This is a genomic window from Streptomyces sp. NPDC091279 (assembly GCF_044757465.1).
Taxonomy (GTDB): Bacteria; Actinomycetota; Actinomycetes; order Streptomycetales; family Streptomycetaceae; genus Streptomyces.
Window position 1 is genome coordinate 38,627 of the sequence record NZ_JBIVVA010000021.1, and the last position, 23,904, is coordinate 62,530.

General features: G+C 71.5%; 17 protein-coding genes and 1 pseudogene. 8 read left to right on the plus strand and 10 right to left on the minus strand.

What is annotated here, in order from left to right:
* Positions 1–15: 15 nt before the first annotated feature.
* Both ACIQOU_RS35400 and ACIQOU_RS35405 read left to right on the plus strand, forming a co-directional pair.
* Positions 16–1,749, plus strand: a complete 1,734-nt coding sequence (locus tag ACIQOU_RS35400; RefSeq protein WP_401544250.1) for an ABC transporter ATP-binding protein — start codon at positions 16–18, stop codon at positions 1,747–1,749.
* Complete coding sequence (locus tag ACIQOU_RS35405) at positions 1,749–3,677, plus strand: ABC transporter ATP-binding protein (RefSeq protein ID WP_401544252.1); 1,929 nt, start codon at positions 1,749–1,751, stop codon at positions 3,675–3,677. The genes ACIQOU_RS35400 and ACIQOU_RS35405 overlap by 1 nt, the downstream gene beginning before the upstream one ends.
* A gap of 139 nt (positions 3,678–3,816) precedes the next feature.
* Here ACIQOU_RS35405 and ACIQOU_RS35410 read toward each other — a convergent pair.
* The 5 genes and pseudogenes from ACIQOU_RS35410 to ACIQOU_RS35430 form a co-directional block, all read right to left on the minus strand.
* Positions 3,817–5,103: pseudogene (locus tag ACIQOU_RS35410) on the minus strand (sigma-70 family RNA polymerase sigma factor).
* Positions 5,104–5,265: 162 nt separating this feature from the next.
* Complete coding sequence (gene dnaG, locus ACIQOU_RS35415; RefSeq protein WP_401544255.1) at positions 5,266–7,170, minus strand: DNA primase; 1,905 nt, start codon at positions 7,168–7,170, stop codon at positions 5,266–5,268.
* Positions 7,171–7,198: 28 nt separating this feature from the next.
* Complete coding sequence (locus ACIQOU_RS35420) at positions 7,199–8,464, minus strand: NAD(P)/FAD-dependent oxidoreductase (RefSeq protein ID WP_401544258.1); 1,266 nt, start codon at positions 8,462–8,464, stop codon at positions 7,199–7,201.
* A gap of 135 nt (positions 8,465–8,599) precedes the next feature.
* A complete protein-coding gene (locus ACIQOU_RS35425; protein WP_401544261.1) occupies positions 8,600–9,871 on the minus strand; it encodes a deoxyguanosinetriphosphate triphosphohydrolase in 1,272 nt (423 codons plus the stop codon).
* Positions 9,872–10,323: 452 nt separating this feature from the next.
* The gene (locus tag ACIQOU_RS35430) at positions 10,324–11,076 is read right to left on the minus strand and encodes a sirohydrochlorin chelatase (protein WP_401544264.1); all 753 of its coding nucleotides are present in this window, start codon (positions 11,074–11,076) and stop codon (positions 10,324–10,326) included.
* Between the two features lie 288 nt (positions 11,077–11,364).
* Between ACIQOU_RS35430 and ACIQOU_RS35435 the strand changes: the two genes are divergently transcribed.
* Entirely contained in the window at positions 11,365–12,105 is a 741-nt protein-coding gene (locus ACIQOU_RS35435) for a vancomycin high temperature exclusion protein (RefSeq protein ID WP_401544266.1), read from the plus strand.
* 149 nt (positions 12,106–12,254) lie between these two features.
* On the opposite strand, the gene ACIQOU_RS35440 is transcribed toward ACIQOU_RS35435, so the two are convergent.
* A complete protein-coding gene (locus ACIQOU_RS35440) occupies positions 12,255–12,719 on the minus strand; it encodes a gamma-glutamylcyclotransferase family protein (protein ID WP_401544269.1) in 465 nt (154 codons plus the stop codon).
* Positions 12,720–12,920: 201 nt separating this feature from the next.
* On the opposite strand from ACIQOU_RS35440, the gene ACIQOU_RS35445 reads away from it, so the two are divergent.
* Positions 12,921–14,567, plus strand: coding sequence for a M4 family metallopeptidase (locus ACIQOU_RS35445; RefSeq protein WP_401544271.1), 1,647 nt, complete (start codon positions 12,921–12,923; stop codon positions 14,565–14,567).
* 4 nt (positions 14,568–14,571) lie between these two features.
* On the opposite strand, the gene ACIQOU_RS35450 is transcribed toward ACIQOU_RS35445, so the two are convergent.
* On the minus strand, positions 14,572–15,258 hold the full coding sequence (locus ACIQOU_RS35450; RefSeq protein WP_401544273.1) for an NADPH-dependent FMN reductase: 687 nt from the start codon (positions 15,256–15,258) through the stop codon (positions 14,572–14,574).
* Positions 15,259–15,532: 274 nt separating this feature from the next.
* On the opposite strand from ACIQOU_RS35450, the gene ACIQOU_RS35455 reads away from it, so the two are divergent.
* Both ACIQOU_RS35455 and ACIQOU_RS35460 read left to right on the plus strand, forming a co-directional pair.
* Entirely contained in the window at positions 15,533–16,051 is a 519-nt protein-coding gene (locus ACIQOU_RS35455) for a hypothetical protein (RefSeq protein WP_401544276.1), read from the plus strand.
* Between the two features lie 108 nt (positions 16,052–16,159).
* Positions 16,160–16,792, plus strand: a complete 633-nt coding sequence (locus tag ACIQOU_RS35460; RefSeq protein ID WP_401544279.1) for a class F sortase — start codon at positions 16,160–16,162, stop codon at positions 16,790–16,792.
* 508 nt (positions 16,793–17,300) lie between these two features.
* Here ACIQOU_RS35460 and ACIQOU_RS35465 read toward each other — a convergent pair.
* Positions 17,301–18,083: a sulfite exporter TauE/SafE family protein gene (locus ACIQOU_RS35465; protein ID WP_401544349.1), complete on the minus strand. Its 783-nt coding sequence runs from the start codon at positions 18,081–18,083 to the stop codon at positions 17,301–17,303.
* 228 nt (positions 18,084–18,311) lie between these two features.
* Here ACIQOU_RS35465 and nirB point away from each other — a divergent pair, with 228 nt between their 5' ends.
* Both nirB and nirD read left to right on the plus strand, forming a co-directional pair.
* Entirely contained in the window at positions 18,312–20,918 is a 2,607-nt protein-coding gene (gene nirB, locus ACIQOU_RS35470) for a nitrite reductase large subunit NirB (protein ID WP_401544282.1), read from the plus strand.
* Entirely contained in the window at positions 20,915–21,265 is a 351-nt protein-coding gene (gene nirD / locus ACIQOU_RS35475) for a nitrite reductase small subunit NirD (protein WP_401544284.1), read from the plus strand. The genes nirB and nirD overlap by 4 nt, the downstream gene beginning before the upstream one ends.
* Here the strand turns inward: nirD and ACIQOU_RS35480 are convergent.
* Positions 21,170–22,717, minus strand: a complete 1,548-nt coding sequence (locus tag ACIQOU_RS35480; RefSeq protein WP_401544287.1) for an ATP-binding protein — start codon at positions 22,715–22,717, stop codon at positions 21,170–21,172. The genes nirD and ACIQOU_RS35480 overlap by 96 nt on opposite strands.
* On the minus strand, positions 22,714–23,769 hold the full coding sequence (locus ACIQOU_RS35485; protein ID WP_401544290.1) for a winged helix-turn-helix domain-containing protein: 1,056 nt from the start codon (positions 23,767–23,769) through the stop codon (positions 22,714–22,716). Before ACIQOU_RS35485 ends, ACIQOU_RS35480 begins: the two co-directional genes overlap by 4 nt.
* Between the last annotated feature and the right edge of the window lie 135 nt (positions 23,770–23,904).

The following is a 23,904-nucleotide window of genomic DNA, read 5'->3' on the forward strand; positions in this document are numbered from 1 at the left end:
TGCGAGAGACGTAGCGTGCTCATACGACTACTGCGGACCTATCTCAGGCCCTACCGAAAACCCATCGCGCTCCTGGTGCTGCTCCAGCTTCTCCAGACCTGCGCCACCCTCTGGCTGCCCACCCTGAACGCCGACATCATCGACAACGGCGTCGTCAAGGGCGACACCGGCTACATCTTCTCCTTCGGCGCCCTGATGATCGGCATCTCGCTGGTCCAGGTCGCGTGCAACATCGGCGCCGTCTACCACGGCGCCCGTACCGCGTCCGCGCTGGGCCGGGACGTGCGGGCGGCCGTCTTCGACCGGGTGCAGTCCTTCTCTGCCCGGGAGGTCGGCCAGTTCGGGGCGCCCTCCCTGATCACGCGCACCACCAACGACGTGCAGCAGGTCCAGATGCTGGCCCTGATGACGTTCACGCTGATGGTGTCGGCGCCGATCATGTGTGTCGGCGGGGTCGTGCTGGCGCTCGGCCTCGACGTGCCGCTGTCGGGCGTGCTGGTGGCGGTGGTGCCGACGCTGGGTGTCTGCGTGACGTTGATCGTGCGCCGGTTGCGGCCGTTGTTCCGGTCGATGCAGGGCCGGCTGGACACCGTGAACCGGGTGCTGCGTGAGCAGATCACCGGCAACCGCGTCATCCGGGCGTTCGTCCGCGACGCGTACGAGGCCGAGCGGTTCCAGAAGGCCAACGCCGACCTCACCGAGATGTCGTTGAAGACCGGCAATCTGCTCGCGCTGATGTTCCCGGTGGTGATGACGACGGTGAACCTGTCGTCGATCGCGGTGGTCTGGTTCGGCGCCCACCGGATCGACAGCGGGGGCATGCAGATCGGTGATCTGACCGCGTTCCTCGCCTATCTCATGCAGATCGTCATGTCCGTGATGATGGCCACCTTCATGTTCATGATGGTGCCGCGCGCGGAGGTGTGCGCCGAGCGCATCCAGGAGGTCCTGGGCACCTCCTCCAGCGTGGTGCCGCCGACCGACCCGGTGACCGAGCTGCCCCGGCACGGGCATCTGGAGCTTCGGGGTGCCGGGTTCCGTTATCCGGGGGCGGAGGAGTCGGTGCTGAAGTCGGTCGATCTGGTGGCGAGGCCGGGTGAGACGACCGCTGTGATCGGTTCGACGGGCAGTGGCAAGTCCACGCTGCTGGGGCTGATCCCTCGGCTGTTCGACGCGACCGACGGCGAGATCCTCGTCGACGGCACCGAGGTCGCGGCCATCGAGCCGAGGCTCCTCGCGCAGACGGTGAGTCTGGTGCCGCAGAAGCCGTACCTGTTCGCCGGAACCGTCGCCACCAACCTGCGCTACGGCAAGCCGGACGCGAGCGACGAGGAGCTGTGGCACGCGCTGAAGGTGGCGCAGGCCGAGGACTTCGTACGGAAGCTGGAGGGCGGCCTGGAGGCGCCGATCGCGCAGGGCGGCACCAACGTCTCCGGCGGCCAGCGCCAGCGTCTGGCCATCGCGCGCACGCTGGTGCAGCGCCCGGAGATCTACCTGTTCGACGACTCGTTCTCCGCGCTGGACTACGCGACGGACGCGGCGTTGCGGGCGGCGCTGGGGCGGGAGACCGCCGGGGCGACCGTCGTCATCGTCGCGCAGCGGGTGGCGACCATCCGCGACGCCGACCAGATCGTCGTCCTCGACGAGGGCCGGGTCGTCGGCGCCGGCCGCCATCACGAACTGATGGCCGGCAACGACACCTACCGGGAGATCGTCCTCTCCCAGCTCACGGAAGCGGAGGCTGCCTGATGGCCGGTCCGATGGGGCGGATGATGGCCGGGGCGGGACCCGACCAGCACTCGATGAACTTCAAGGTGTCGGTCAAGCGCCTGCTGGGGCACTTCAAACCGGAACGGCTGACCATCTCCGCGCTGCTGCTCTGTGTGGTCGTCAGCGTGGGCCTGAACGTCGTCGGCCCGAAGATCCTCGGCAACGCCACCGACCTGGTGTTCGCCGGGATCGTCGGCAAGCAGCTGCCGGCCGGGGCGACCAAGGCGGAGGTCCTCGCGTCGATGCGGGCGCGCGGTGAGGGCGCGCTGGCCGACGTGCTGCGCTCCACCGACTTCACGCCGGGCAAGGGCATCGACTTCGGTGCGGTGGGGAACGTTCTCCTGCTGGCCCTCGGTGTGTTCCTGGTCGCCGGGCTGCTGATGGCGGTCGCGACGAGGCTGGTCAACCGGGCCGTCAACCGGACGATGTACCGGCTGCGCGAGTCCGTGCAGGGCAAGCTGTCGCGGCTGCCGCTGTCCTACTTCGACCGGCGTCAGCGCGGTGAGGTGCTGAGCCGGGCGACCAACGACATCGACAACATCGGCCAGACCCTCCAGCAGTCCATGGGCCAGCTGATCAACTCGCTGCTCACCATCATCGGGGTGCTCGCGATGATGTTCTGGGTGTCGTGGATTCTGGCGCTGGTGGCGTTGGTGACGGTGCCGTTGTCGTTCCTCATCGCGACCCGGGTGGGCAAGCGGTCGCAGCCGCACTTCGTCCAGCAGTGGCGCTCCACCGGCAAGCTGAACGCCCACGTCGAGGAGATGTACACCGGGCACACCCTGGTCAAGGTGTTCGGGCGGCACGAGGAGTCCGCCAAGCAGTTCGCCGAGCAGAACGACGCCCTGTACGAGGCGGGATTCCGCGCCCAGTTCAACAGCGGGATCATGCAGCCGCTGATGATGTTCGTGTCCAACCTGAACTATGTGCTGGTCGCCGTCGTCGGCGGGCTGCGGGTGGCCTCCGGGTCCCTGTCCATCGGGGATGTGCAGGCGTTCATCCAGTACTCGCGGCAGTTCTCCATGCCGTTGACGCAGGTCGCGTCGATGGCGAACCTGGTCCAGTCCGGCGTCGCCTCCGCCGAGCGGATCTTCGAACTCCTCGACGCCGACGAACAGGACGCCGACCCGGTCCCCGGCGTACGCCCCGACGAACTGCGCGGACGCGTCGCCCTGGAGAACGTCTCCTTCCGCTACGACCCCGACAAACCCCTCATCGAAGACCTCTCCCTGAAGGTCGAGCCGGGCCAGACCGTCGCCATCGTCGGGCCGACCGGGGCGGGGAAGACCACCCTGGTCAACCTTTTGATGCGGTTCTACGAGGTCTCCGGCGGACGCATCACCCTCGACGGCGTCGACATCGCCCGGATGTCCCGCGACGAACTCCGCGCCGGCATCGGCATGGTCCTCCAGGACACCTGGCTCTTCGGCGGCACCATCGCCGAGAACATCGCCTACGGAGCCTCCCGCGACGTCACCCAGGGCGAGATCGAAGAAGCCGCCCGCGCCGCACACGCCGACCGGTTCGTACGCACCCTGCCCGACGGCTACGACACCGTCATCGACGACGAAGGCACCGGCGTCAGCGCCGGAGAGAAACAACTCATCACCATCGCCCGCGCCTTCCTCTCCGACCCCGTCATCCTCGTCCTCGACGAAGCCACCAGCTCCGTCGACACCCGCACCGAAGTACTCATCCAGAAGGCCATGGCCAAACTCGCCGACGGACGCACCTCGTTCGTCATCGCCCACCGCCTCTCCACCATCCGCGACGCGGACACCATCCTCGTCATGGAGAACGGCTCCCTCGTCGAACAAGGCACCCACAGCGAACTGTTGGGAGCCGAGGGAGCATATGCCCGGCTGTACCAGGCACAGTTCGCACAGGCCGTCGCCGAGGTGGACTAGAGGGGGCGCCGTCGGACGGGGGGCGTGGCGTCAAGTGGGGTGACGTCAGGGGGAGTTGCCGTCGGAGGGGGTGCCGCCGCACCCCCTCCCCCCGTCGCCCCCGCTGCCCGAGCCGCCCCCAACTGGGCCCGAACGGCGGTCAGTCCAGGTAGCCGCGCAGTTGGTCGGCGAAGGCGTGGTCGCGGAGTTTGTTGAGGGTCTTGGACTCGATCTGGCGTATGCGTTCCCGGGTGACGCCGAAGATGCGGCCGATCTCCTCCAGGGTGCGGGGGCGGCCGTCGGCCAGGCCGTAGCGGAGCTGGACGACCTTGCGTTCCCGCTCCCCCAGCGTCGACAGCACCGCCTCCAGGTGCTCGCGCAGCAGCAGGAACGCGGCCGACTCGACGGGTGAGGCGGCGTCGCCGTCCTCGATGAGGTCGCCGAGCGCGACGTCGTCCTCCTCGCCCACCGGCGCGTGCAGCGACACCGGTTCCTGGGCCAACCGCAGGACCTCGCCGACCCGTTCGGGCGCCAGGTCGAGGTGGGCGGCGACCTCCTCGGCGGTGGGTTCGCAGCCGCGTTCCTGGAGCATGCGGCGCTGGACACGGACGACGCGGTTGATGAGTTCGACGACGTGGACGGGGACCCGGATGGTGCGGGCCTGGTCGGCGAGGGCGCGGGACATGGCCTGCCGAATCCACCAGGTCGCGTACGTCGAGAACTTGTAGCCACGGGCGTAGTCGAACTTCTCGACCGCCCTGATCAGCCCGAGGTTGCCCTCCTGGACCAGGTCGAGCATGGTCAGGCCGCGGCCGACGTACCGCTTGGCGACGGAGACCACCAGACGCAGGTTCGCCTCGATCAGCCGGCGTTTGGCCATCCGGCCCATGACGACCAACCGGTCGAGATCCAGGGTGAGTTGGTCATCCAGGACGGTGCCGGTGCCGAGCCGTTCCTCGGCGAACAGACCGGCCTCGACGCGGCGCGCGAGGTCGACCTCCTCGGCCGCCGTGAGCAGCGGAATCCGGCCGATCTCCCGCAGGTACTGACGGAACAGGTCGGAGGAAGGGCCACTGGTGTCGGCGCGGGCGCGCGGCGGCTCGGGCGCGTCGTCGGCCGGTTCGGTGGCCACCTCCAGCGCCTCGGCGGGCGGCTCCGCGGGCTCGGACTCGGGGTGGTGCGCGGCGAGGCCCTGCGGGGGGACCGCGACGAGCACGCCGGTCTCCCCGTCGGGCGGCGTGCCGTCCACCGCGACGTCGGTCTGGGTGAGGGTCTGGGTCTGCACGCGGGCGACCTCCAGGATGATCGCTGCCGACGTGGGCGACAGCGGTACTTCGGGGGCGGAGTCGACGGCCACGCCGCGGTCCGTCCCGTACGCGAGGGGCGTGGCCGAAGGGGTGGGTCACCCCGCTGGGACGGTTCGGTCGCGCTCCGAGGACTCAGGCACCGGACCCCAGTGTGGGGGACGACACATCGCCGCCACGAGGGGCGTGCGATGACTTTTTGCGTCCGGTCCGTGACCGCACGGTGACCCGCACGCGGGCCCACGCCCGGCGCACCCACCCCGAGCTGCCGCGATCCTCGCCCTTCGAGGGGGCGTCGCAGGAGGTCAGAGGGCGGTGGGGCCGTGCTCTCTGAGGGCCTGGTCGTACTGCTGGAGCACCCACAGTTCGTTCTGAACGGCGGCGAGCTGGGCGGGGTCGCCGCCCGAGGAGAGCCGGGTCATCTGGGACTGGACGTCGCGCACCCGGCGTTCCACCGCGCGGCGGCGGACCTGGACCAGGACGTTGCCCGCGTAGATCTCGTCGACGGCGCGGCGCATGATCGGCTCGACGGCCAGCTCGGTGACCATCGCGCGGACGCTGTCGTCGGGGGCGGCCTCGCGGACCCGCAGCACGTACTCGTGGCCGTCCTTGACGCCGTACTCGGCGCCGCCCGCGTCCATGATCGCCTGGCGGACGGCGGCGTAGGGGGCGGCGGTGAACTCGTCGACGCCGTACGCGTCGACCGCCGGGGAGACCAGCTCGGGGCGCTGGAGGGCGAGCTTCAGCAGCTCGCGTTCGGTGGCGTAGACGGGGTTGCGCAGGGTGAGGGCGGGGCCTGAGACGGTCGGGTGGGCGGCGGCCTCGTACTGCTGGGGGCCGCGTCCGGGGGCGGGCGCCGGGCCGCGGCCACCCCGGTCCCGGGCCCAACGGGCCAGCTGGGCAACGCGTTTGACCACGAACTGGGTGTCGAGGATGCCGAGCATCCCGGCGAGCTGGACGGCGACCTCGTGCTGGGCGCCGGTGTTCTTGATGCGGGCGACGATGGGCGCCGCCTCGTCCAGGGCGCCCGCGCGGCCGGCCGGGGTGTCGAGGTCGTAGCGGACGACGATCTGGCGCAGCGCGAATTCGAACAGCGGGGTGCGGGGTTCGGCGAGGTCGGCGACCGCCTCGTCGCCCTTGGCGAGCCGCAGCTCACAGGGGTCCATGCCGTCGGGCGCGATGGCGATATAGGTCTCGGCGGCGAACTTCTGGTCGTCCTCGAAGGCCCGCAGGGCCGCCTTCTGGCCGGCCGCGTCGCCGTCGAAGGTGAAGATCACGCGGGCCGAGCCGTTGTCCATGAGGAGGCGGCGCAGGATCTTGATGTGGTCGCCGCCGAACGCGGTGCCGCAGGTGGCGATGGCCGTGGTCACCCCGGCGAGGTGGCAGGCCATGACGTCGGTGTAGCCCTCGACCACGACCGCGCGGCTGACCTTGGCGATGTCCTTCTTCGCGAGGTCGATGCCGTAGAGGACCTGGGACTTCTTGTAGATCGCGGTGTCGGGGGTGTTGAGGTACTTCGGGCCGTTGTCCGCCTCGTAGAGCTTGCGGGCGCCGAAGCCGACGACCTCGCCGCCGATGTCCCGGATGGGCCACATCAGGCGCCCCCGGAACCGGTCGATGGGCCCCCGGCGCCCCTCCTGGGAGAGGCCCGACAGCAGCAGCTCCTTGTCGGTGAAGCCCTTGCCGCGCAGATAGCGGGTGAGGTGGTCCCAGCCCTGGGGGCTGTAGCCGACGCCGAAGTGGGCGGCGGCGGCCTGGTCGAAGCCGCGCTCCGCGAGGAACGTCCGGCCCGTGTCCGCCTCGGGGTGGGTGTCGAGCTGCTCCTTGTACCACTGGGCGGCGATCTTGTGGGCCTCGACCAGCCTGATCCGCTCGCCGCGCTGGTGGGCCGGGTTGTAGCCGCCCTCCTCGTAGCGCAGCGTGATGCCGGCCTGGGCGGCGAGCCGCTCGACGGCCTCCGAGAAGGAGAGGTGGTCGACCTTCATGACGAAGGTGAGGGTGTCGCCGCCCTCCTGGCAGCCGAAGCAGTGGAAGAGCCCCTTGCTCGGGCTGACCTGGAAGGACGGCGACTTCTCGTCGTGGAAGGGGCACAGGCCCTTGAGGTTGCCGCCGCCCGCGTTGCGCAGCTGGAGGTACTCGGACACCACGGCGTCGATCGGGACCGCGTCCCGAACCGCCTTCACGTCCTCGTCGTTGATCCGTCCAGCCACACACGAATTCTACGGTGGCCCACCGACACTATGAGCCGAGGCTTTCCAGCGGCACCTGCGGGTTCGCCAACGCCTCGGTGTCCACCGGGGACTTCGAGCGGATCAACCGCTGGATCGGCTCTGTGACATCCCACACGTTGACGTTCATCCCGGCCAGCACGCGGCCCTCCGTCACCCAGAAGGCGATGAACTCGCGCTTGCCCGCGTCGCCCCTGATCACCACCTGGTCGTAGGTGCCCGGCGGCGCCCAGCCGGAGTACTCCATCCCGAGGTCGTACTGGTCGGAGAAGAAGTAGGGCACCCGGTCGTAGGTGACGTCCTGGCCGAGCATGGCGCGGGCCGCCGCCGGGCCGCCGTCCAGGGCGTTGGCCCAGTGCTCCACGCGCAGCCGGGTGTCGAAGAGCGCGTGGTGGAACGCCGCCACGTCACCGGCCGCGTAGATGTCGGGGTCGGAGGTGCACAGGCGGCCGTCGACGGCGATCCCGGCGCCGTGTTCGCGGTCGGTCAGCTCCAGTCCCGCCGCCTCGGCGAGGCCGGTGCGCGGGGCCGCGCCGATCGCCGCGAGCACCGCGTGCGCCGGGTGCTCCTCGCCGTCGTCGGTGCGGGCGGCGAGGACGACGCCGTCCTGGCCGACGATCTCGGCGAGGCTCGCGCCGAAGTGGAAGCGGACGCCGTGCTCGCGGTGCAGGTCGGCGAAGAGGCCGCCCAGTTCGGGGCCGAGCACGCCGTGCAGGGGGGTCGGGTCGGGTTCGACGACGGTGACCTCGGCGCCGTACTCGCGGGCCGCCGCCGCGACCTCCAGGCCGATCCAGCCGGCGCCGGCCACCACGAGGTGTCCGTTGTCCCGGCCGAGGGAGGCGAGGACGCCCTTGAGGCGTTCGGCGTGGGCGAGGCGGCGCAGATGGTGGACGCCGGCCAGGTCGGTGCCCGGGATGTCCAGGCGGCGGGGTTCGGCGCCGGTGGCCAGGAGCAGCTTGTCGTAACGGACCACGGTGCCGTCCTCGCCGAAGCGGACGGTCTTCGCGGTGCGGTCGACGGCGTCGACGGTCTGGCCGAGGTGCAGCTCGATGTCGTGCTGCGCGTACCAGGCGGGTTCGTGCACGAAGACGGTGCCGCGCTCGTCCTTGCCGAGCAGATAGCCCTTGGAGAGCGGGGGACGCTCGTAAGGGTGGTCACGTTCGTCGCAGATCAGTATCACGCGGCCGGTGAAGCCCTCCGCTCGGAGCGTCTCGGCCGCCTTCGCGCCGGCGAGTCCGCCACCGACGATGACGAATGTCTGGTCCGCGTCGACCACTTGATGCCTCCTCGTAAGGGTGCCGCCACATGCGAGCGTCCCGCACGGAGCGTGATGGGGGAAGAGGGAGTGGCCCGATCAGGCCACGGAGGGTCACCTTCGGGCGCGTCTCCCGTCACGCCCGCACCCGTCGTCTCATGCGTACCCGGTCAGACTCGTGTGCAACGAACGCGCCGACGCGTCCGTCAGCGAGGCGATCTGATCGACGATCACCCGCTTGCGGGCGCGGTCGTCGCCCGCCTCGTCGAACAGTGCCCGGAACTGTGGGTCGAGGCCGTCCGGCGCGCGCACGGTGAGCGCCCGCGCCAGCTCGGCGACGACGACCCGCTGGTCGGCTCTCAGCAGTTCCTGCTCGACCCGCTGCATCACGTACCGGTCGGCGACGGCCTTGAGGACCGCGCACTCCATGCGCGTGGGCCGCGGAACGACGAGTTCGGCGCCGTAGCGCGTGAGTATGCCGGTGCCGTAGGTCGCGCGCGTGGCGGTCTCGGCGGCCGTGCAGAAGCGGCCGATGAGCTGGCTGGTGGCGTCCTTGAGGCGGGACTGTGCCACCGCCGTGCCGTCGTAGCCGTGCGGCCACCACTCCTCGTCGAGCAGCCGGTCGAGCGCCTCGGCCAGCTCGGCGGGGTCGGTGTCCACGGGCACGTACCGGCCGACGGCGACCGCGAACACCGCGTCCCGTTCGGGCTCGGCGTGCAGGCAGTTGGGGTCGATGTGACCGGCGTGCAGGCCGTCCTCGACGTCGTGCACCGAGTAGGCGACGTCGTCCGCCCAGTCCATGACCTGCGTCTCGAAGGTGGTCCGGGTGCCCGGGGCGCCCTCGCGGACCCACTCGAAGACCGGCTGGTCGTCCTCGTAGACGCCGAACTTCGGGGACGCGGGGTCGGTGGGGTGGGCGCCGCGCGGCCACGGGTACTTGGTGGCCGCGTCCAGGGTGGCGCGGGTGAGGTTGAGGCCGACGGAGCCCTCGGGGGTGAAGCGTTTGGGCTCGATGCGGGTGAGCAGGCGCAGCGACTGGGCGTTGCCCTCGAAGCCGCCGCAGTCCTCCGCGAATTCGTTGAGCGCCTGTTCGCCGTTGTGCCCGAAGGGCGGGTGGCCGAGGTCGTGGGCGAGGCAGGCGGCCTCCACGAGGTCCGGGTCGCAGCCCAGGGCCGCGCCCAGTTCGCGGCCGACCTGGGCGCACTCCAGGGAGTGGGTCAGTCGGGTGCGGGGGCTGGCGTCCCACACCCGGTTGCGGGTGCCCGGGGTGACGACCTGGGTCTTGCCCGCGAGCCTGCGCAGCGCGGAGCTGTGCAGGATGCGGGCGCGGTCGCGTTGGAACGCGGTGCGGCCGGGGCGTTTGTCGGGCTCGGGAGCCCAGCGCTCGGTGGCGGAGGGGTCGTATCCGGCGGGGGGTGCGGGTGCCATGGTTCGACAGTAAGCGGCGGGACTGACAATGCGGGCGTTTGGGGTGTGGGGCGGCCCGGTGGGGCGGGGGGGTCGTTGGTCCAGTGCGGCCCGGTGGGGGCTGGTCGCGCCGTTCCCCGCGCCCCTTTTGCGGCGTTGCCGGGGCGTTGGTCAGGACGTGCCCGGGGTGGAGACAGGTTGTCGGGCCAGTGCGGCCCGGTGGGGGCTGGTCGCGCAGTTCCCCGCGCCCCTTTTGCGGCGATGCCCAGCCGTTGGTCAGGACGTGCCCGGGGTGGAGACAGGTTGTCGGGCCAGTGCGGCCCGGTGGGGGCTGGTCGCGCCCGCGCGGCGGAGCCGCAGATTGATACAGCCCCGCGCCCCTTTTGCGGCGATGCCCAGGCGGTGGCCAGGACGTGCCCGGGGTGGGAATGGGTTGTTGGGGCTTGGTGTGGTGTTTTCTGCGTTCCCGTTGGTCAGGGGGTTTTGGGGTGGGGTGCGTTGTAGTGGTGTAGGAGGAGGTGGGCTATGGATGGGTGGTTGCCCAGGGGGGACGAGGCGAGCCAAGGGGTGTGGGTGGCTGATTCTGTGGCGAAGCGGCCTGGGGCTGTGAAGTAGGACGCGACCGCGACCCGGTGCCGGCCTCGGGACGTCAACGCGCGGACGGCGTCCGGGACCGTGGGGCTCGCGGTGGTGGCGTAGCCGGGCAGCACCGGGACGCCGAGGCGGGCGGCGAGGAGGCGGGCCGTGCGCTCGGTGTCGACGCGGGAGTCCGGGTCGCGGGAACCGGCGGCGGCCAGCACGATCGCGCCGGTGCGGCGCAGGGTCGCGTCCGGCTCGCGGGGCCAGCCCGCCTGGAGGAGACGGTCGTGCAGGGCGTCGACGAGGAGCGGGTGCGGGCCGAGGGCTGCGGCCACGCGCGCGTGCCCGGGAGCGGCGGCGGCCATCTCGGGGAGGTCGCGCTTGACGTGGTAGCCACGGCTGAGCAGCAGCGGGACCAGCACGGCGGTCCGGTCGCCGAGGGCGGCGAGGGTCTCCGGGAGCAGGGGCTCGTTCAGTTCGATGTGGCCCAGGTGGACGGGCAGGTCGGGGCGCAGGGCGCGGACGCGGTGCAGGAGGGCCTGAACGGTGCTCAACGCGCGCGGGTCGCGGCTGCCGTGGGCGACGACGACCAGCGCGGGCGGCCGTGGGTGGAGTCCGGCGGCGCGTTCGACGCTGGTCCGGTTCATGAGGTGCGCCGTCCTGTCGAGGGGGAAGTGCGGGGCTCGTCGCGCGGGGGTTCTACGGCGTCATGGGGTGAGGGTGGCGGGTCCGGGTTGCCGCGCTGTTGCCCAAGGATGACGGGGTTTTTCGGGGGATTCACCTAGGGGCCCTGGGGCGTGTGAGCCGACGTGACCTGCGTTTTCACTCACGGGAGTGAAGCTGCTCACGTGCCGGTTGACGAACCGTACGGCCCGGCGGGACGTCTCTGACTGTCACCAGGGGGCCGAGGGGCCGACCAGGAGGGGGACCGTCCGATGCGTCGACCGAGGCTGCCCAAGACGAGGTCGCGCGCGGCGGCGTGGTGGCCGCCGCGACCTCCCCGCACGCGGGCGGGTCAACGGCGGCTGGTGCGGGCCGTGATGGCGGTGTGCGTGCTGGCGTTGCTGCCGTCGACGTGGATGTACGTCGTCACCGGAGACCGGCTGCGGACCACGGCGGACGTGCCGCGCACCGACGTCGCCGTGGTCTTCGGGGCGGGGCTGTGGGACGGGGAGCCGTCGCCGTATCTCGCCCATCGCCTCGACGCGGCGGCCGAGTTGTACCGGGCGGGGCGGATCAAGGTGGTGCTGGTCACCGGCGACAACAGCCGCGAGGACTACGACGAGCCCGACGCCATGCGCGCGTATCTGACCCGGCACGGCGTGCCGGGCGCGCGGATCGTCAGCGACTACGCCGGTTTTGACACCTGGGACTCCTGCGTCCGCGCCAAGAAGGTCTTCGGCGTCGATCGCGCGGTCCTGATCAGCCAGGGGTTCCACATCCGGCGCGCGGTCGCCCTGTGCCAGGCGGCGGGCGTCACGTCGTACGGCGTCGGCGTGGCCGCCACACATGACGTGACCTGGTACTACGGGGGTACCCGCGAGGTCTTCGCGGCGGGCAAGGCGGCCCTGGACGCGGCGTTCCAGCCGGACCCGCACTTCCTGGGGCGGAAGGAGACGGGGGTACGGCAGGCGTTGGCGGGGGCGGGGGTGGGGAGCAGAGCAGGGGGGAGGTGAGTGTGAGGGGGCTGGGGCGCGGGGCGGCCAGGGAGGGCACTCCGTAACGTTCCGGGGTGGTCACGGGTACTACGGGGGCTACGGGTACCGGCCCCCGGCTCGGCTTCGACGTGGGCTGTGCTTGTTCTCGCCGTCAGCGGGGGCGGACCTCACCTCTTTCGCCAATCGCCGCTCTCGATCAACTTCCCCCGGGTGCGCAGCCGTTGGGCTACTCGTGGCGCTGCCAGGTAGACCCACGCGCGGATCAGCTCCCCGTCGGTGTCGCGGATCACCTCGCGTTGGACGCGTTCGTAGAGGCTGGCGGAGTCGCCCGGGGTGAACACCTCCAGGTGGTCCAGGGCGGCGAGGAGGGCGTCGTGCTCGGTGGGTCGGGGGGTCATCAACTCGCCCTGGATCACGCCCTGTCGGGCCTCGACGGCGTACGGGTAGCCGGGGCCGTCGTAGAGAACGGCGCCGACCAGGCGGGCCGGTTCTTCGGCGGACGTGCGGCCGCGCAGGAACACGTCGTGGTTGGGCCCGCCGGGGCGGAGGGTGCCGTAGACGAAGAACGGGAGGGAGGGGGACGGGAGTTGGGGCGGGCGTGGGTGTGAGGGTGGGGGTGGGCCGAGGGTCACGTCCGTGATTCTCTCCCCCGCGCCCCGCAGTCGCCCCATGCCCCCGCCCCTCGGCCCCATGCCCCTCGCCCCCTCGGCCGCCCGTGTCCGAACTGCCCGCACCGCCACCGAGGCGGTATGGACATGACACAACGGGCCCCCTTAAATCTCAGGGAACATCCGCGCCGCCCCGCGTCTTGAGGCGACTCCCCTAGGAGACCCATGAGCCGGACGACCCCGCATTCCCGCGCTTCCCGTCTCGCCACGGCCGGCATCGCCGCCACCACCGCCACCCTGCTGGCGGTCGCCCTCTCCCCCGCCGCCCACGCCGACCCCAGACCCACCCGCGCCGGTGCCGTCGAGAACGCGGCCTCGGCGCTCGTGGCGCATGCCGCGGCCCTGGGACTCACCTCGGCGCAGGACACCGAGGTCCGTGACGTCATCGTCGACAACGACGGTACCCAGCACGTCCGTTACGACCGCACCTACCGCCAACTCCCGTTGCTGGGGGGTGACTTCGTCGTCCACCTCGCGTCCGACGGCGACTATCGCGGCGCCGACCGCGCCACGCGCAAGGCGATATCCCTGGCGACGGTCACGCCCTCGGTGTCCGCGCCCAGGGCCGCCGACCTCGCCTCGAACGCGCTGCGCGCCGCCCACCCGGGCACGACCCTGAAGAAGGTCACCGCCAAGCCCCAGCTGGTGGTCGACGCCCTGCACGGCACGCCCCAACTGGCCTGGCGGACCAACGCCGTTGCCCTGGACTCGCTCGGCAACCCGGTCGCCCGCACGGTGCTGACGAACGCGCGGACCGGCGCGCAGATCGACGCGTGGGACACCATCGAGACGGTGACCGGTGACGGGCAGTCGCTGTACAGCGGGACGGTCGCGTTGGAGTCGACGGCGTCGGGATCGACGTTCCAGCTCACGGACCCGACGCGCGGGAACACGTACACCGGTGACGCGGCGAACCAGACCGACCTGTGCATCTTCGGCATCTGCATCATCCGGGCGCCCTCGACGGTGTTCACGGACACCGACAACCACTGGGGAACGGGGGCGACTTCGGACCGCGCGTCGGCGGCGGTGGACGCGCAGTACGGCACCAACGAGACGTGGGACTACTACAAGAACGTCCACGGCCGCAACGGCATCGGCAACGACGGCAAGGGCTCCTACAACCGCGTCCACTACGGCAACAGCTACAACAACGCCTTCTGGGACGACAGTTGCTTCTGCATGACGTACGGCGACGGTGACGGGACGACGTTCGGGCCGCTGGTGGCGTTGGACGTGGCGGGCCATGAGATGACGCACGGGGTGACGTCGAAGACGGCCGCGCTGACGTACTCGGGCGAGTCCGGCGGGCTGAACGAGGCCACCTCCGACATCCTCGGCACGATGGTCGAGTGGTACGCGAACAACTCCGCCGACCAGGGCGACTACCTGATCGGCGAGAAGATCGTGCGGCCGGGCTTCGGCAAGGCGACCCTGCGGTTCATGGACAAGCCGTCGCGGGACGGCAACTCCGCCGACTCCTGGAGCAGTTCGGTCGGCAACCTCGATGTCCACTACTCGTCGGGCGTCGCCAACCACTTCGCCTATCTGCTCGCCGAGGGCAGCGGCGCGAAGACCATCAACGGCGTCTCCTACGACTCCCCGACCTCCAACGGCTCGACGGTGACGGGCATCGGCCGCGACAAGGTCGGCACGATCTGGTACCGGGCCCTGACGGTCTACATGACGTCGTCGACGAAGTACGCCGGTGCCCGGACCGCCACCCTCAACGCGGCGAGGGACCTGTACGGCGCGAGCAGCGCGGAGTACGGCGCGGTGGCGGCGGCCTGGAGCGCCGTGAACGTCAACTGACCAACTAGCCTGCGTACGGCCGTCGTTGCCTTGCCTCCTTCAACGCACGTCCCCACCAGACCAGTTGATCCAGCATCGTCTTCGCCGCCGCGTCCGGGGCGGTCGGGTCGATGAGGTGGCCGTCGGTGAAGGAGGCTCCCGCGTTGTGGAAGGAGACGGTGTCCCGGACGGTGACGGCGTGCAGTTCGGCGAAGATCTGACGGAGGTGTTCGACCGCGCGCAGGCCGCCCGCGAGGCCGCCGTAGGAGACGAGGGCGACGGGCTTGGCGCGCCACTCGGCGTAGTGCCAGTCGATGAGGTTCTTCAGCCCCGCCGGGACCGAGTGGTTGTACTCGGGGGTGAGGACGACGAACGCGTCCGCCGCCGCCAGTCCCGGGGTCACGGTGGCCAGCGTCGCCCGCGTCTCAGGGTTCTGTTCGAGCGTCATGGGCAGCGGCGTCTCCGCCACGTCCACCACCTCCACCGTCAGGTCAGGGTGGCCGCGCAGGTGGGTGAGGAGCCAGTCGGCGACCACCGGGCCGAAGCGGCCGTGCCGGTTGCTGCCGATGACGAGGGTGACGGCGAGGGGGGTGCCGGCGGCCGGGGCGGCCTCGGCTCGGGTGTCGTTGGTTCGGATGCCATCGGTTCGGATGGCCTCGGTTCGGATGGCGTCGGTCCGGATGGTGTCGGTTCGGGTGTCGTTGGTCTGCATGCGCCCACTCTCGTACCTGGACTTTGGTTGAGGTCAAGCCCGTCGACGGGGGTGCGGGTCACCCGTTCACACGTGTGCCGCAGGCGATTCCGGTTCTCTTCCGGGGGACCCGGTCGCGCGTCTCTGACCTGCTGAAACTTTCCCCTCCCGGGTTATCTGGACGCTCCGCTGACACCCATTCACCGTATTTCTGACGTGCGCTCAGGAAGCGCGTTCGCGTCCGTGGCCCTTTCCTCGGAGAGGCAGGAGACACCGAAGCTCAGAGGGAGCACTGATGCGACGTTCAGCCCGTGTGCTGACCGGTACCGCGCTGGCCGTCGCCACCGCCGCGCTGGCCGCCGCGCCCGCCTTCGCGGCCGACGGCGGCGGCCTGGAGGTGTACCCCTCGGCGGTGACGCCGGGCGCGCAGGTCACCGTCAACACGGCGACCTGTCGCGACGGCGGGGCCGCCGAGGGTGACGCCAGTGCGGTGGGCGCGGGCCGGTTCACGCTGGCACCGAGTGCCCACAAGGGTGACGCGATCGGGCAGTTCCGGGTGCCGCCGAGTGCGCAGCCGGGGACCTACGAGATCGTCGCCAGGTGCGCCGTCGGCGGCAAACGGATCTCCGGCGACCTGGTGGTGGACCTGACCGTGCCTCGCGGACAGGAACCCCGGGGCAGTGTGAAGACGGGGGTCGGCGGTGCCCTGGGCCCCGACCCCGTGCAGACCGCGGCCGGCGTGGCGGCTCTCGCCGTCGCCGCCGCGGGCGGTACCTGGCTCCTGCATCGCCGGGCGAGAGGCGACGGGATCTGACGGACACCCTCCGCTGTCCGTCCGCCGGTACCGCATGTCCCACCCCCTCCGGGCCCGACGCCCCTCGCGGCCCGGAGGGGGGCCGGGTCCCGCTGGCAGGAGGTTCGCGTGCGCAGGATCAGCAACGTCGCGATAGGGGCCGTCACCGCCGTCGCGCTCTGTACCGGAACGTGGCTGCTGGCCGGGGCGGGGGCACAGGCGCCGCCTCAGCCGTCGGCTGCGCAGGCGGGTGCGGGTATTACGGGTACTACGGGTTCCGGTGATCTGCCGGGTGCGGCCGCTCTGGCGCCCTCCCCTCCCGACCGGATCGTCGTGCCGTCCATCAAGGTCGACGCGCCGCTCATGGGGCTCGGGCTCACCTCCTCCGGCAGCCTCGATGTGCCGCCTGCCACGAAGAAGAATCTCGCCGGGTGGTACGAGTCCGGGACCACGCCCGGGGAACGGGGGACCGCCATCGTCGCCGGGCATGTCGACAACTCCGAGGGGCCTGCGGTGTTCTACGACCTCGGGGCGGTGAAGAAGGGTGCCTCCATCGACGTCGAGCGGCGGGACGGGAGTGTCGCCGAGTTCACCGTGGACGCGGTGGAGGTGTATCGGGCGGCGGATTTTCCCGACGCGAAGGTGTACGGGGCGGGTGAGCGGGCCGAGCTGCGGGTCATCACCTGCGGTGGGGGCTACTCCCGGGGTACGGGTTACCAGGGCAACGTCGTCGTCTTCGCCCACTTGACGGGAAGCAGGTGAGGCGGGGTGCCGGGCGGGTGGGGGGTCGTTGGTCGGGTGCGGCCCGGTGGGGCGGGGACGGTTGTCGGTCGGGTGCGGCCCGGTGGGGGCTTGGCGCGCAGTTCCCCGCGCCCCTTAGCGGCGATGCCGAGCCGTCGGCCAGGAGGAACCCGGGGCGGGAACAGGTCGCCGGGCGGGTGCGGGCCGGTGGGGGCTTGGCGCGCAGTTCCCCGCGCCCCTTAAGGGCGTTGCCCAGCCGTGTGGTCAGTAGTGACGCGCCTGTGCTGCTGACGCCGGGGAGCCGCCCCACCCCAGGGGCGCGGGGAACTGCGCGACCAGCCACCACGGCGCCGCACCCGAACACGCGAGCTGGCCCACCCCAGGGGCGCGGGGAACTGCGCGAACGGCCACGACGGTGCCGCACCCGACGACGAACCCCCAAGGCACGGAGCCCCTCCCGGTACGCGAGCTGGTCCGCCCAAGGGCGCGGGGAACTGGGCGAGCGGGTGTGACGGCGGCGTAGGTGTTCTCAGCTCAGCCATTGTTGGTAGGCCAGGTTGGCTATGAGGGCGAAGACCACGGTGAGGAGGATTGCTCGGACGAAACCGCTGCCTCGTTTCAGGGCCGTCCGGGCCCCCAGCGTGCCGCCGGTGAAGTTGAAGACGGCCAGCAGCGCGGCGAGTTGCCACAGCACCGTGCCCTGCCAGGCGAACATCGCGAGCGCACCGGCGTTGGTGCAGCAGTTCACGATCTTTGCGGTAGCGGAGGCGGTCACGAGGTCGAGGTGGAGCACCGCGGTGAGCGCGAGCACCAGGAACGTCCCGGTGCCGGGGCCGATGAGACCGTCGTAGAAGCCGATGCCCAGGCCGGCGAGGCCGATCGCGGCGAGGACGCGGCGGGGCCCCGCCGGGCCGGTGGCGGGGGCGGTGCCGAAGGACGGGCGCAGGATCACGAACCCGGCGACCGCGAGCAGCACCACCATGATCACCGGCTTCAGCACCTCGGTGCTCATGCCCGCCGCGAAGAACGCGCCCGCCGACGACCCCGCGAGGGCGGCGAGGCCGATGCGAACGGCGGTGGCCACGTCCACGGGTGCCCGGCGGGCGTACGTCACCGCGGCGGCCGACGTCCCGACGATCGCGACGGCCTTGTTGGTGCCGAGCGCGAACGCCGCCGGTGTTCCGGCGGGCAGGCCGAGCAGCAGGGCCGGCAGGAGCAGCAGCCCGCCGCCGCCCACGACCGCGTCGATCCAGCCGGCCGCGAGCGAGGCCACGCAGAGGAGCGCGAGGACGGCCAGGGGGATGTCGGGCATATGCAGATCCGCGGGTATGGATAGGGACATGGACATGGACGTGGACGTGGGCATGCGCATGACCTTATGACAGGGGTCTGTCCAGGTGATCACCCCTGGGGGCACCTAGGGGAGCACCCCTGGGGAACGTCCCCTCACACTTGCCCTTCTCCCCCGCTGAGGGCAGCGTTCCGGGTGGGTAACCGGTGGGATGTCGGGGGGTAACACCGGCGGCGGAGGGTCGTCGGTATGACCTCCACCGTGTCTTCCGTCGGTTCCGGACCGCTGCTTCCGACCCTGGTGCTCGTCGGCCACGGGATGGTCGGGCAGCGGTTCCTGGAGGCGCTCGCCGAGCGCGGGGTGACCGCGACGCACCGGATCGTCGTGCTGTGCGAGGAGCCGCGTCCCGCCTACGACCGGGTCCACCTCACCTCGTACTTCTCTGGCCGTACCCCCGAGGAACTGTCCCTGACCGACCCGGCGTTCCTCGCCGGGCACGGCATCGAACTGCGGGTCGGCGACCCGGCCGAGTCGATCGACCGCAACGCCCGTACCGTGACCGCCCGTTCGGGGCTGGTCGTCGGGTACGACGTGCTGGTGCTGGCGACCGGGTCGGCGCCGTTCGTGCCGCCGGTGCCGCACCGGGACGCCGAGGGCTGTTTCGTGTACCGGACGATCGAGGACCTCCTCGCGATCGAGGCGTACGCGAAAGCGGGCGCGCGCACGGGCGCCGTGGTCGGCGGCGGACTGCTCGGCCTGGAGGCGGCGGGTGCGCTGAAGGGGCTCGGACTCGCCCCGCACATCGTGGAGTTCGCGCCCCGGCTGATGCCCGCGCAGGTCGACGAGGGGGGCGGCGCGGCGCTGCTGCGCACCGTCGAGGAGCTGGGCCTGACCGTGCACACGGGCGTCGGCACCCAGGAGATCACCGTCGACGCGGCCGGGGCCGTCACCGGCATGAAACTGTCCGACGGCCGTGAACTCGCCGCCGATCTCGTGGTGTTCAGCGCCGGTGTCCGCCCGCGCGACCAACTCGCCCGGGACTGTGGCCTGGTGGTGGGTGAGCGCGGCGGCGTCGCGGTGGACGAGCGGTGCCGGAGCGTCGAGGACCCGCAGGTGTTCGCGATCGGGGAGTGCGCGCTCGCGGCGGACGGCCGGGTGTACGGGCTGGTGGCGCCGGGGTACGAGCAGGCGGAGACGGCGGCGGCGACCATCGCCGCCGCCGAAGCCGCCTTCACCGGCGCCGACCTGTCGACGAAGCTGAAGCTGCTCGGCGTGGACGTGGCGTCGTTCGGCGACGCGCACGGCAGCGCCGGGGACTGTCTCGACGTCGTCTACTCGGACGCCCGCGCGGGCCTCTACAAGAAGCTGGTGATCGGCCGGGACGGCACGCTGCTCGGCGGCATCCTGGTCGGCGACGCGGAGGCCTACGGCACGCTGCGCGCGTTCACCGGCTCGGTCCCGCCGGTGGCGCCGGAGTCGTTGGTGCTGCCCGCCGGGGCGTCGGTGCGGCTCGGCCCGGGCGCGCTGCCCGACGAGGCGGTGATCTGCTCCTGCCACCACGTCACCAAGGACGCGATCCGGGACGCCGTGACCGCGCACGCCTGTGCCACCGTGCCGGAGGTGAAGAAGTGCACCAAGGCCGGTTCCGGGTGCGGGAGTTGCGTCAAGGTGCTGGGCCAGCTGGTCAGCGCCGAACTGACGGCGAACGGCGTCGAGGTCGACCCGGGCCTGTGCGGCTGCTTCGCGCGAACCCGCGAGGAGCTGTACGAGATCGTCCGCGCCCTGCGCCTGACCACCTACCAGGATCTCCTGGACCGCTACGGCCGCGAGGGCGCCCGGGGCGGCGACGGCTGCGAGATCTGCAAGCCGACCGTCGGCTCGATCATCGCCTCCCTCGCCCCGGTGATCGGCGCCAGCGGCTATGTCCTGGACGACGAGCAGGCCGCCCTCCAGGACAGCAACGACCATTTCCTCGCCAACATCCAGAAGAACGGCTCCTATTCGGTGGTCCCGCGCATCCCGGGCGGCGAGATCACCCCCGAGGGTCTCATCGTGATCGGCGAGATCGCCCGGGACTTCGGCCTCTACACGAAGATCACCGGCGCCCAGCGCATCGACATGTTCGGCGCCCGCGTCGAGCAACTCCCGCTGATCTGGACCCGGTTGGTGGACGCCGGTTTTGAGTCCGGGCACGCGTACGGCAAGGCGCTGCGCACGGTGAAGTCCTGCGTGGGCCAGACCTGGTGCCGCTACGGCGTCCAGGACTCGGTCCGGATGGCGATCGAACTGGAGCTGCGCTACCGGGGGTTGAGGTCGCCGCACAAGCTCAAGTCGGCGGTCTCCGGGTGTGCCCGCGAGTGCGCCGAGGCCCGGTCGAAGGACTTCGGCGTGATCGCCACGGCCACCGGCTGGAACCTGTACGTGGGCGGCAACGGCGGCGCCACCCCGCGCCACGCCGACCTCCTCGCGCAGGATCTCTCCGACGCCGAACTGGTCCGGCTCATCGACCGGTTCCTGATGTTCTACATCCGCACCGCCGACCGGCTGGAACGCACCTCGACCTGGCTGGAGCGGCTGCCCGGCGGCCTGGACCACGTCCGGGACGTCGTCGTGGACAACTCCCTGGGAATCGCCGAGGAGTTGGAGGAGCTGATGGCCGCGCACGTCGCCCACTACCGGGACGAGTGGGCGACCACCCTCGACGATCCGGAGAAGCTGGCCCGCTTCGTGTCGTTCGTGAACGCCCCCGACACCCCCGACCCGGTCGTCGGGTTCGTTCCCGAGCGCGACCAGATCAAGCCCGATCTGCCGCTGCTGACCATCGGCCACCGCCCCCTGGAAGGAAGCGCGCGATGACCCTGGCCCCCGGGACCACCGGCCTCAAGGTCCAACTCGCCCTGGACGACGGCTGGTTCACCGTCTGCGAGCTGCGCGTGCTGCTGCCCGGGCGGGGTGTCGCCGCCCTGCTGCCCGACGGCCGTCAGGTGGCCCTGTTCCGGGACCGCGCGGGCGCGCTGTACGCGGTCGACAACCGTGACCCGTTCACCGGGGCCGCGGTCCTCTCGCGCGGTCTCACCGGCACCCACCAGGGCCGCCCGTTCGTGGCGTCACCGCTCCTGAAGCAGCGGTTCGACCTGCTCACCGGGGTATGCCTGGACGACCGTTCGGTGCGGGTGGCGACGTATTCCGTGCGGGCCCGCTGACCCGTCGGCACGGGGCGTCTCCGCACGGGGCGTCTCGGCGCGGGCCGACGGCAGCCGGACGATCGCGTCGAGGCCACCGAGCGGCGCGACGCCGAGCCGTGCCTCGCCGCCGCTCGCGTGGGCGAGCCGCTGCACCAGGGCGAGGCCGAGACCGGTGCCGCCCTTGGGGGCGTCCGGGGCGCGCCAGAACCGGTCGAAGGCGCGCCGGCGCTGCTCCTCGGTCATGCCGGGGCCCTCGTCCATGACGTGCAGTTCGGCGAAGGCGGGCGTCACGGGGCGGTGCGCGAAGCGGCGTTCGTGCGGCAGCCGCAGGCGTACGTCCATGGTGACGGTGGTGCCCGGGGGTGCCACCCGCAGGGCGTTGGAGAGCAGGTTGTCCAGGATCTGTTCGAGGGCGCCGGGCAGCGCGAGCACCTCGCCCGCGTAGTCGCCGACCAGCGTGAGCCGCACCCGGTACTGGTCGAACAACGGCCCCCAGGCGTGGTGCCGTTCGGCGCACACCTGGTCCAGGTCGATCCGCTCGCGGGCGGCGGCGCTCTCGTCGAGGCGGGCCATCGCGAGCAGCCCCTCGACCATCCGGGCCAGCCGGTCGGTCTCGGTCATCGCCGCGTCCAGGCTGCCGCGGGCGTGCAGCGCGATGTCGTTCTCCAGGTTCTCAAGTCGCAGGCGCAGCGCGGACAGTGGCGTCTTCAGCTGGTGCGAGGCCTCTCCGGCGAACGCCCGCTGGGCGGCGAGGAGATGTTCCAGGCGGGCGGCGGTGCGGTTGAACGTGTCGGCGAGGCTGCGCACTTCGGGCGGGCCCTCGGTGATCGCGACCGGGGTGGTGCTGCCCGCTTCCGCCAACTCCTTGGTGGCCTGCTCCAGTTCGCGGATCGGGCGGCCGGTCCAGCGGGCGATGGCGAACCCGAGGACGGCCACCGCGGCGAGCACGGCGAGGCCGCCGAGCGCGAGCAACGCCCAGACGTGGTGCACCCGTTCATGGACGGTCCGGGTCGGCAGGGTGAGCCGGACCGCGCCCTGCCGTTCGGCGCCGTGCAGGATCGGGGCGGCCACCGCGAGGGACTGCACCCCGCCGATCGTGGAGGTGCGGACGTCGGTGGTGGCGGTGCCGCGCAGGGCGTCGGCGACCCCGGACTCGGCGGTGAGGCCGCGCTGTTCGTCCTCGGACAGCGCGCGCGAGGAGGCCAGCAGGTCACCGGCCGCGTCGACGATCACCACCTCGCCGCCGATGCGGGCGGCGCAGTGGGCCACCCGGTCGGGCAGGTCCCGGGCCGCGCGCCCGGCGGAGAGGGAGAGCGAGGCGTACGCGGACACCGACTCCGCCTCGTCCTTGGCCGCGTTGATCACCCGGTCCCGTTCGCCCCGCGAGTAGACGAAGCCGAGCGGGATCTCCAGGCAGAGCAGGACCAGCGTGGCGAGCGTGAGGTAGCTGAGCAGCAGCCGTCGGGTCATCGCCGGTCCGCCGACCAGTCGGCGGCGGGCGCGGCGTACGCCGGGGGCGCGGGCGTCGGCCGGGTGTGTACGGCGAGCCGGAAACCGACGCCGCGCAGCGTCTGAATCCAGGCCGGGTTGCCCAACTTCCGTCGCAGGGTGGCCACATGGACGTCGAGTGTCTTGGTCGGCCCCTCGTAGTGCGGGTCCCAGACCCGGTCGAGGATCTGTTGCCGTGAGTACACCGCGCCCGGGTCCTCGCAGAGCAGCGCCAGCAGGTCGAACTCCTTCGGCGTCAGCGCCACGGCCCCCTCCCCCACCCACACCTGCCGGGTCCGCCGGTCCACGACCAGCGGCGGAACGGCACCGCCCCGCGGCTCACCCCGCCCCTGACCGGCGTAGGCGTCGGCGTAGGGACCGGCGTAGGGATCGGCACGGGCATCGTCATAGGCGTCGGGAACGGCGGTCCCGGCGCCGGACGGCTGCTGGAAGTAACCGCCGGATTCGGCACCCACCGGCTCACGGGGCGGTGCGCCGAACTCCCGTTCCGCCGGGGCCTGTTGCTGCGGCCGGGGAGGCGCGTACCGCTGGTCCGGGTGCTGGTGGTCCGGGTGCTGGTGGTCCGAGTACGGGGGGTACGGGTGGTCCGGGTGCTGCTGGCCTGGGTGCGGCCGGCCCCTATCGGGTGCGGCGCCGAACTCCCCTGCCCCGCCCCCGCGTTGAGACCTGCGGGTCACCGCCCTTACCCGGGCGACGAGTTCACGCATGCTGAACGGCTTGGCGAGGTAGTCGTCCGCGCCCAGCTCCAGACCCAGGACCCGGTCGGCCTCCTCGCCCCGGGCGCTGAGGATGATGATGGGCACCTCGGAGGTCTGCCGGATGCCGCGGCACACGTCGATCCCGTCCACGTCGGGCAGCCCCAGATCGAGCAGGACGACATCGCCGTAGGGCCCTCTGAGCCCCTCCGTGCCGGTGCGGACATGGTCGACGACCAGCCCGAAGTGCCGCAGACCCTCGACGAGCGGTTCGGCGATGGTCTGATCGTCCTCGATGAGCAGCGCTCGTACGCCCATGCGTTCTCGTCACTCCTGTGTCTGCCGTGCACCGAATTCGCGCATTCCGCGTTCCGTCACGCTACAAGAACAGTCAACGTCATGTCACTCGCCCGTCGAAAATGTGAGCCGAGGCGCGCAACAGGCCAAGAAATT

Excerpts from the sequence above, each read along its gene's own strand:
- ACIQOU_RS35430 (WP_401544264.1), bottom strand. The coding sequence starts at position 11,076 with ATGAACCGGACCAGCGTCGAACGCGCCGCCGGACTCCACCCACGGCCG.
- ACIQOU_RS35465 (WP_401544349.1), bottom strand. The coding sequence starts at position 18,083 with ATGCCCGACATCCCCCTGGCCGTCCTCGCGCTCCTCTGCGTGGCCTCG.
- ACIQOU_RS35425 (WP_401544261.1), bottom strand. The coding sequence starts at position 9,871 with ATGGCACCCGCACCCCCCGCCGGATACGACCCCTCCGCCACCGAGCGC.
- ACIQOU_RS35445 (WP_401544271.1), top strand. The coding sequence starts at position 12,921 with ATGAGCCGGACGACCCCGCATTCCCGCGCTTCCCGTCTCGCCACGGCC.
- ACIQOU_RS35455 (WP_401544276.1), top strand. The coding sequence starts at position 15,533 with ATGCGACGTTCAGCCCGTGTGCTGACCGGTACCGCGCTGGCCGTCGCC.
- ACIQOU_RS35405 (WP_401544252.1), top strand. The coding sequence starts at position 1,749 with ATGGCCGGTCCGATGGGGCGGATGATGGCCGGGGCGGGACCCGACCAG.
- ACIQOU_RS35485 (WP_401544290.1), bottom strand. The coding sequence starts at position 23,769 with ATGGGCGTACGAGCGCTGCTCATCGAGGACGATCAGACCATCGCCGAA.
- nirD (WP_401544284.1), top strand. The coding sequence starts at position 20,915 with ATGACCCTGGCCCCCGGGACCACCGGCCTCAAGGTCCAACTCGCCCTG.
- ACIQOU_RS35450 (WP_401544273.1), bottom strand. The coding sequence starts at position 15,258 with ATGCAGACCAACGACACCCGAACCGACACCATCCGGACCGACGCCATC.
- ACIQOU_RS35435 (WP_401544266.1), top strand. The coding sequence starts at position 11,365 with ATGCGTCGACCGAGGCTGCCCAAGACGAGGTCGCGCGCGGCGGCGTGG.
- nirB (WP_401544282.1), top strand. The coding sequence starts at position 18,312 with ATGACCTCCACCGTGTCTTCCGTCGGTTCCGGACCGCTGCTTCCGACC.
- ACIQOU_RS35480 (WP_401544287.1), bottom strand. The coding sequence starts at position 22,717 with ATGACCCGACGGCTGCTGCTCAGCTACCTCACGCTCGCCACGCTGGTC.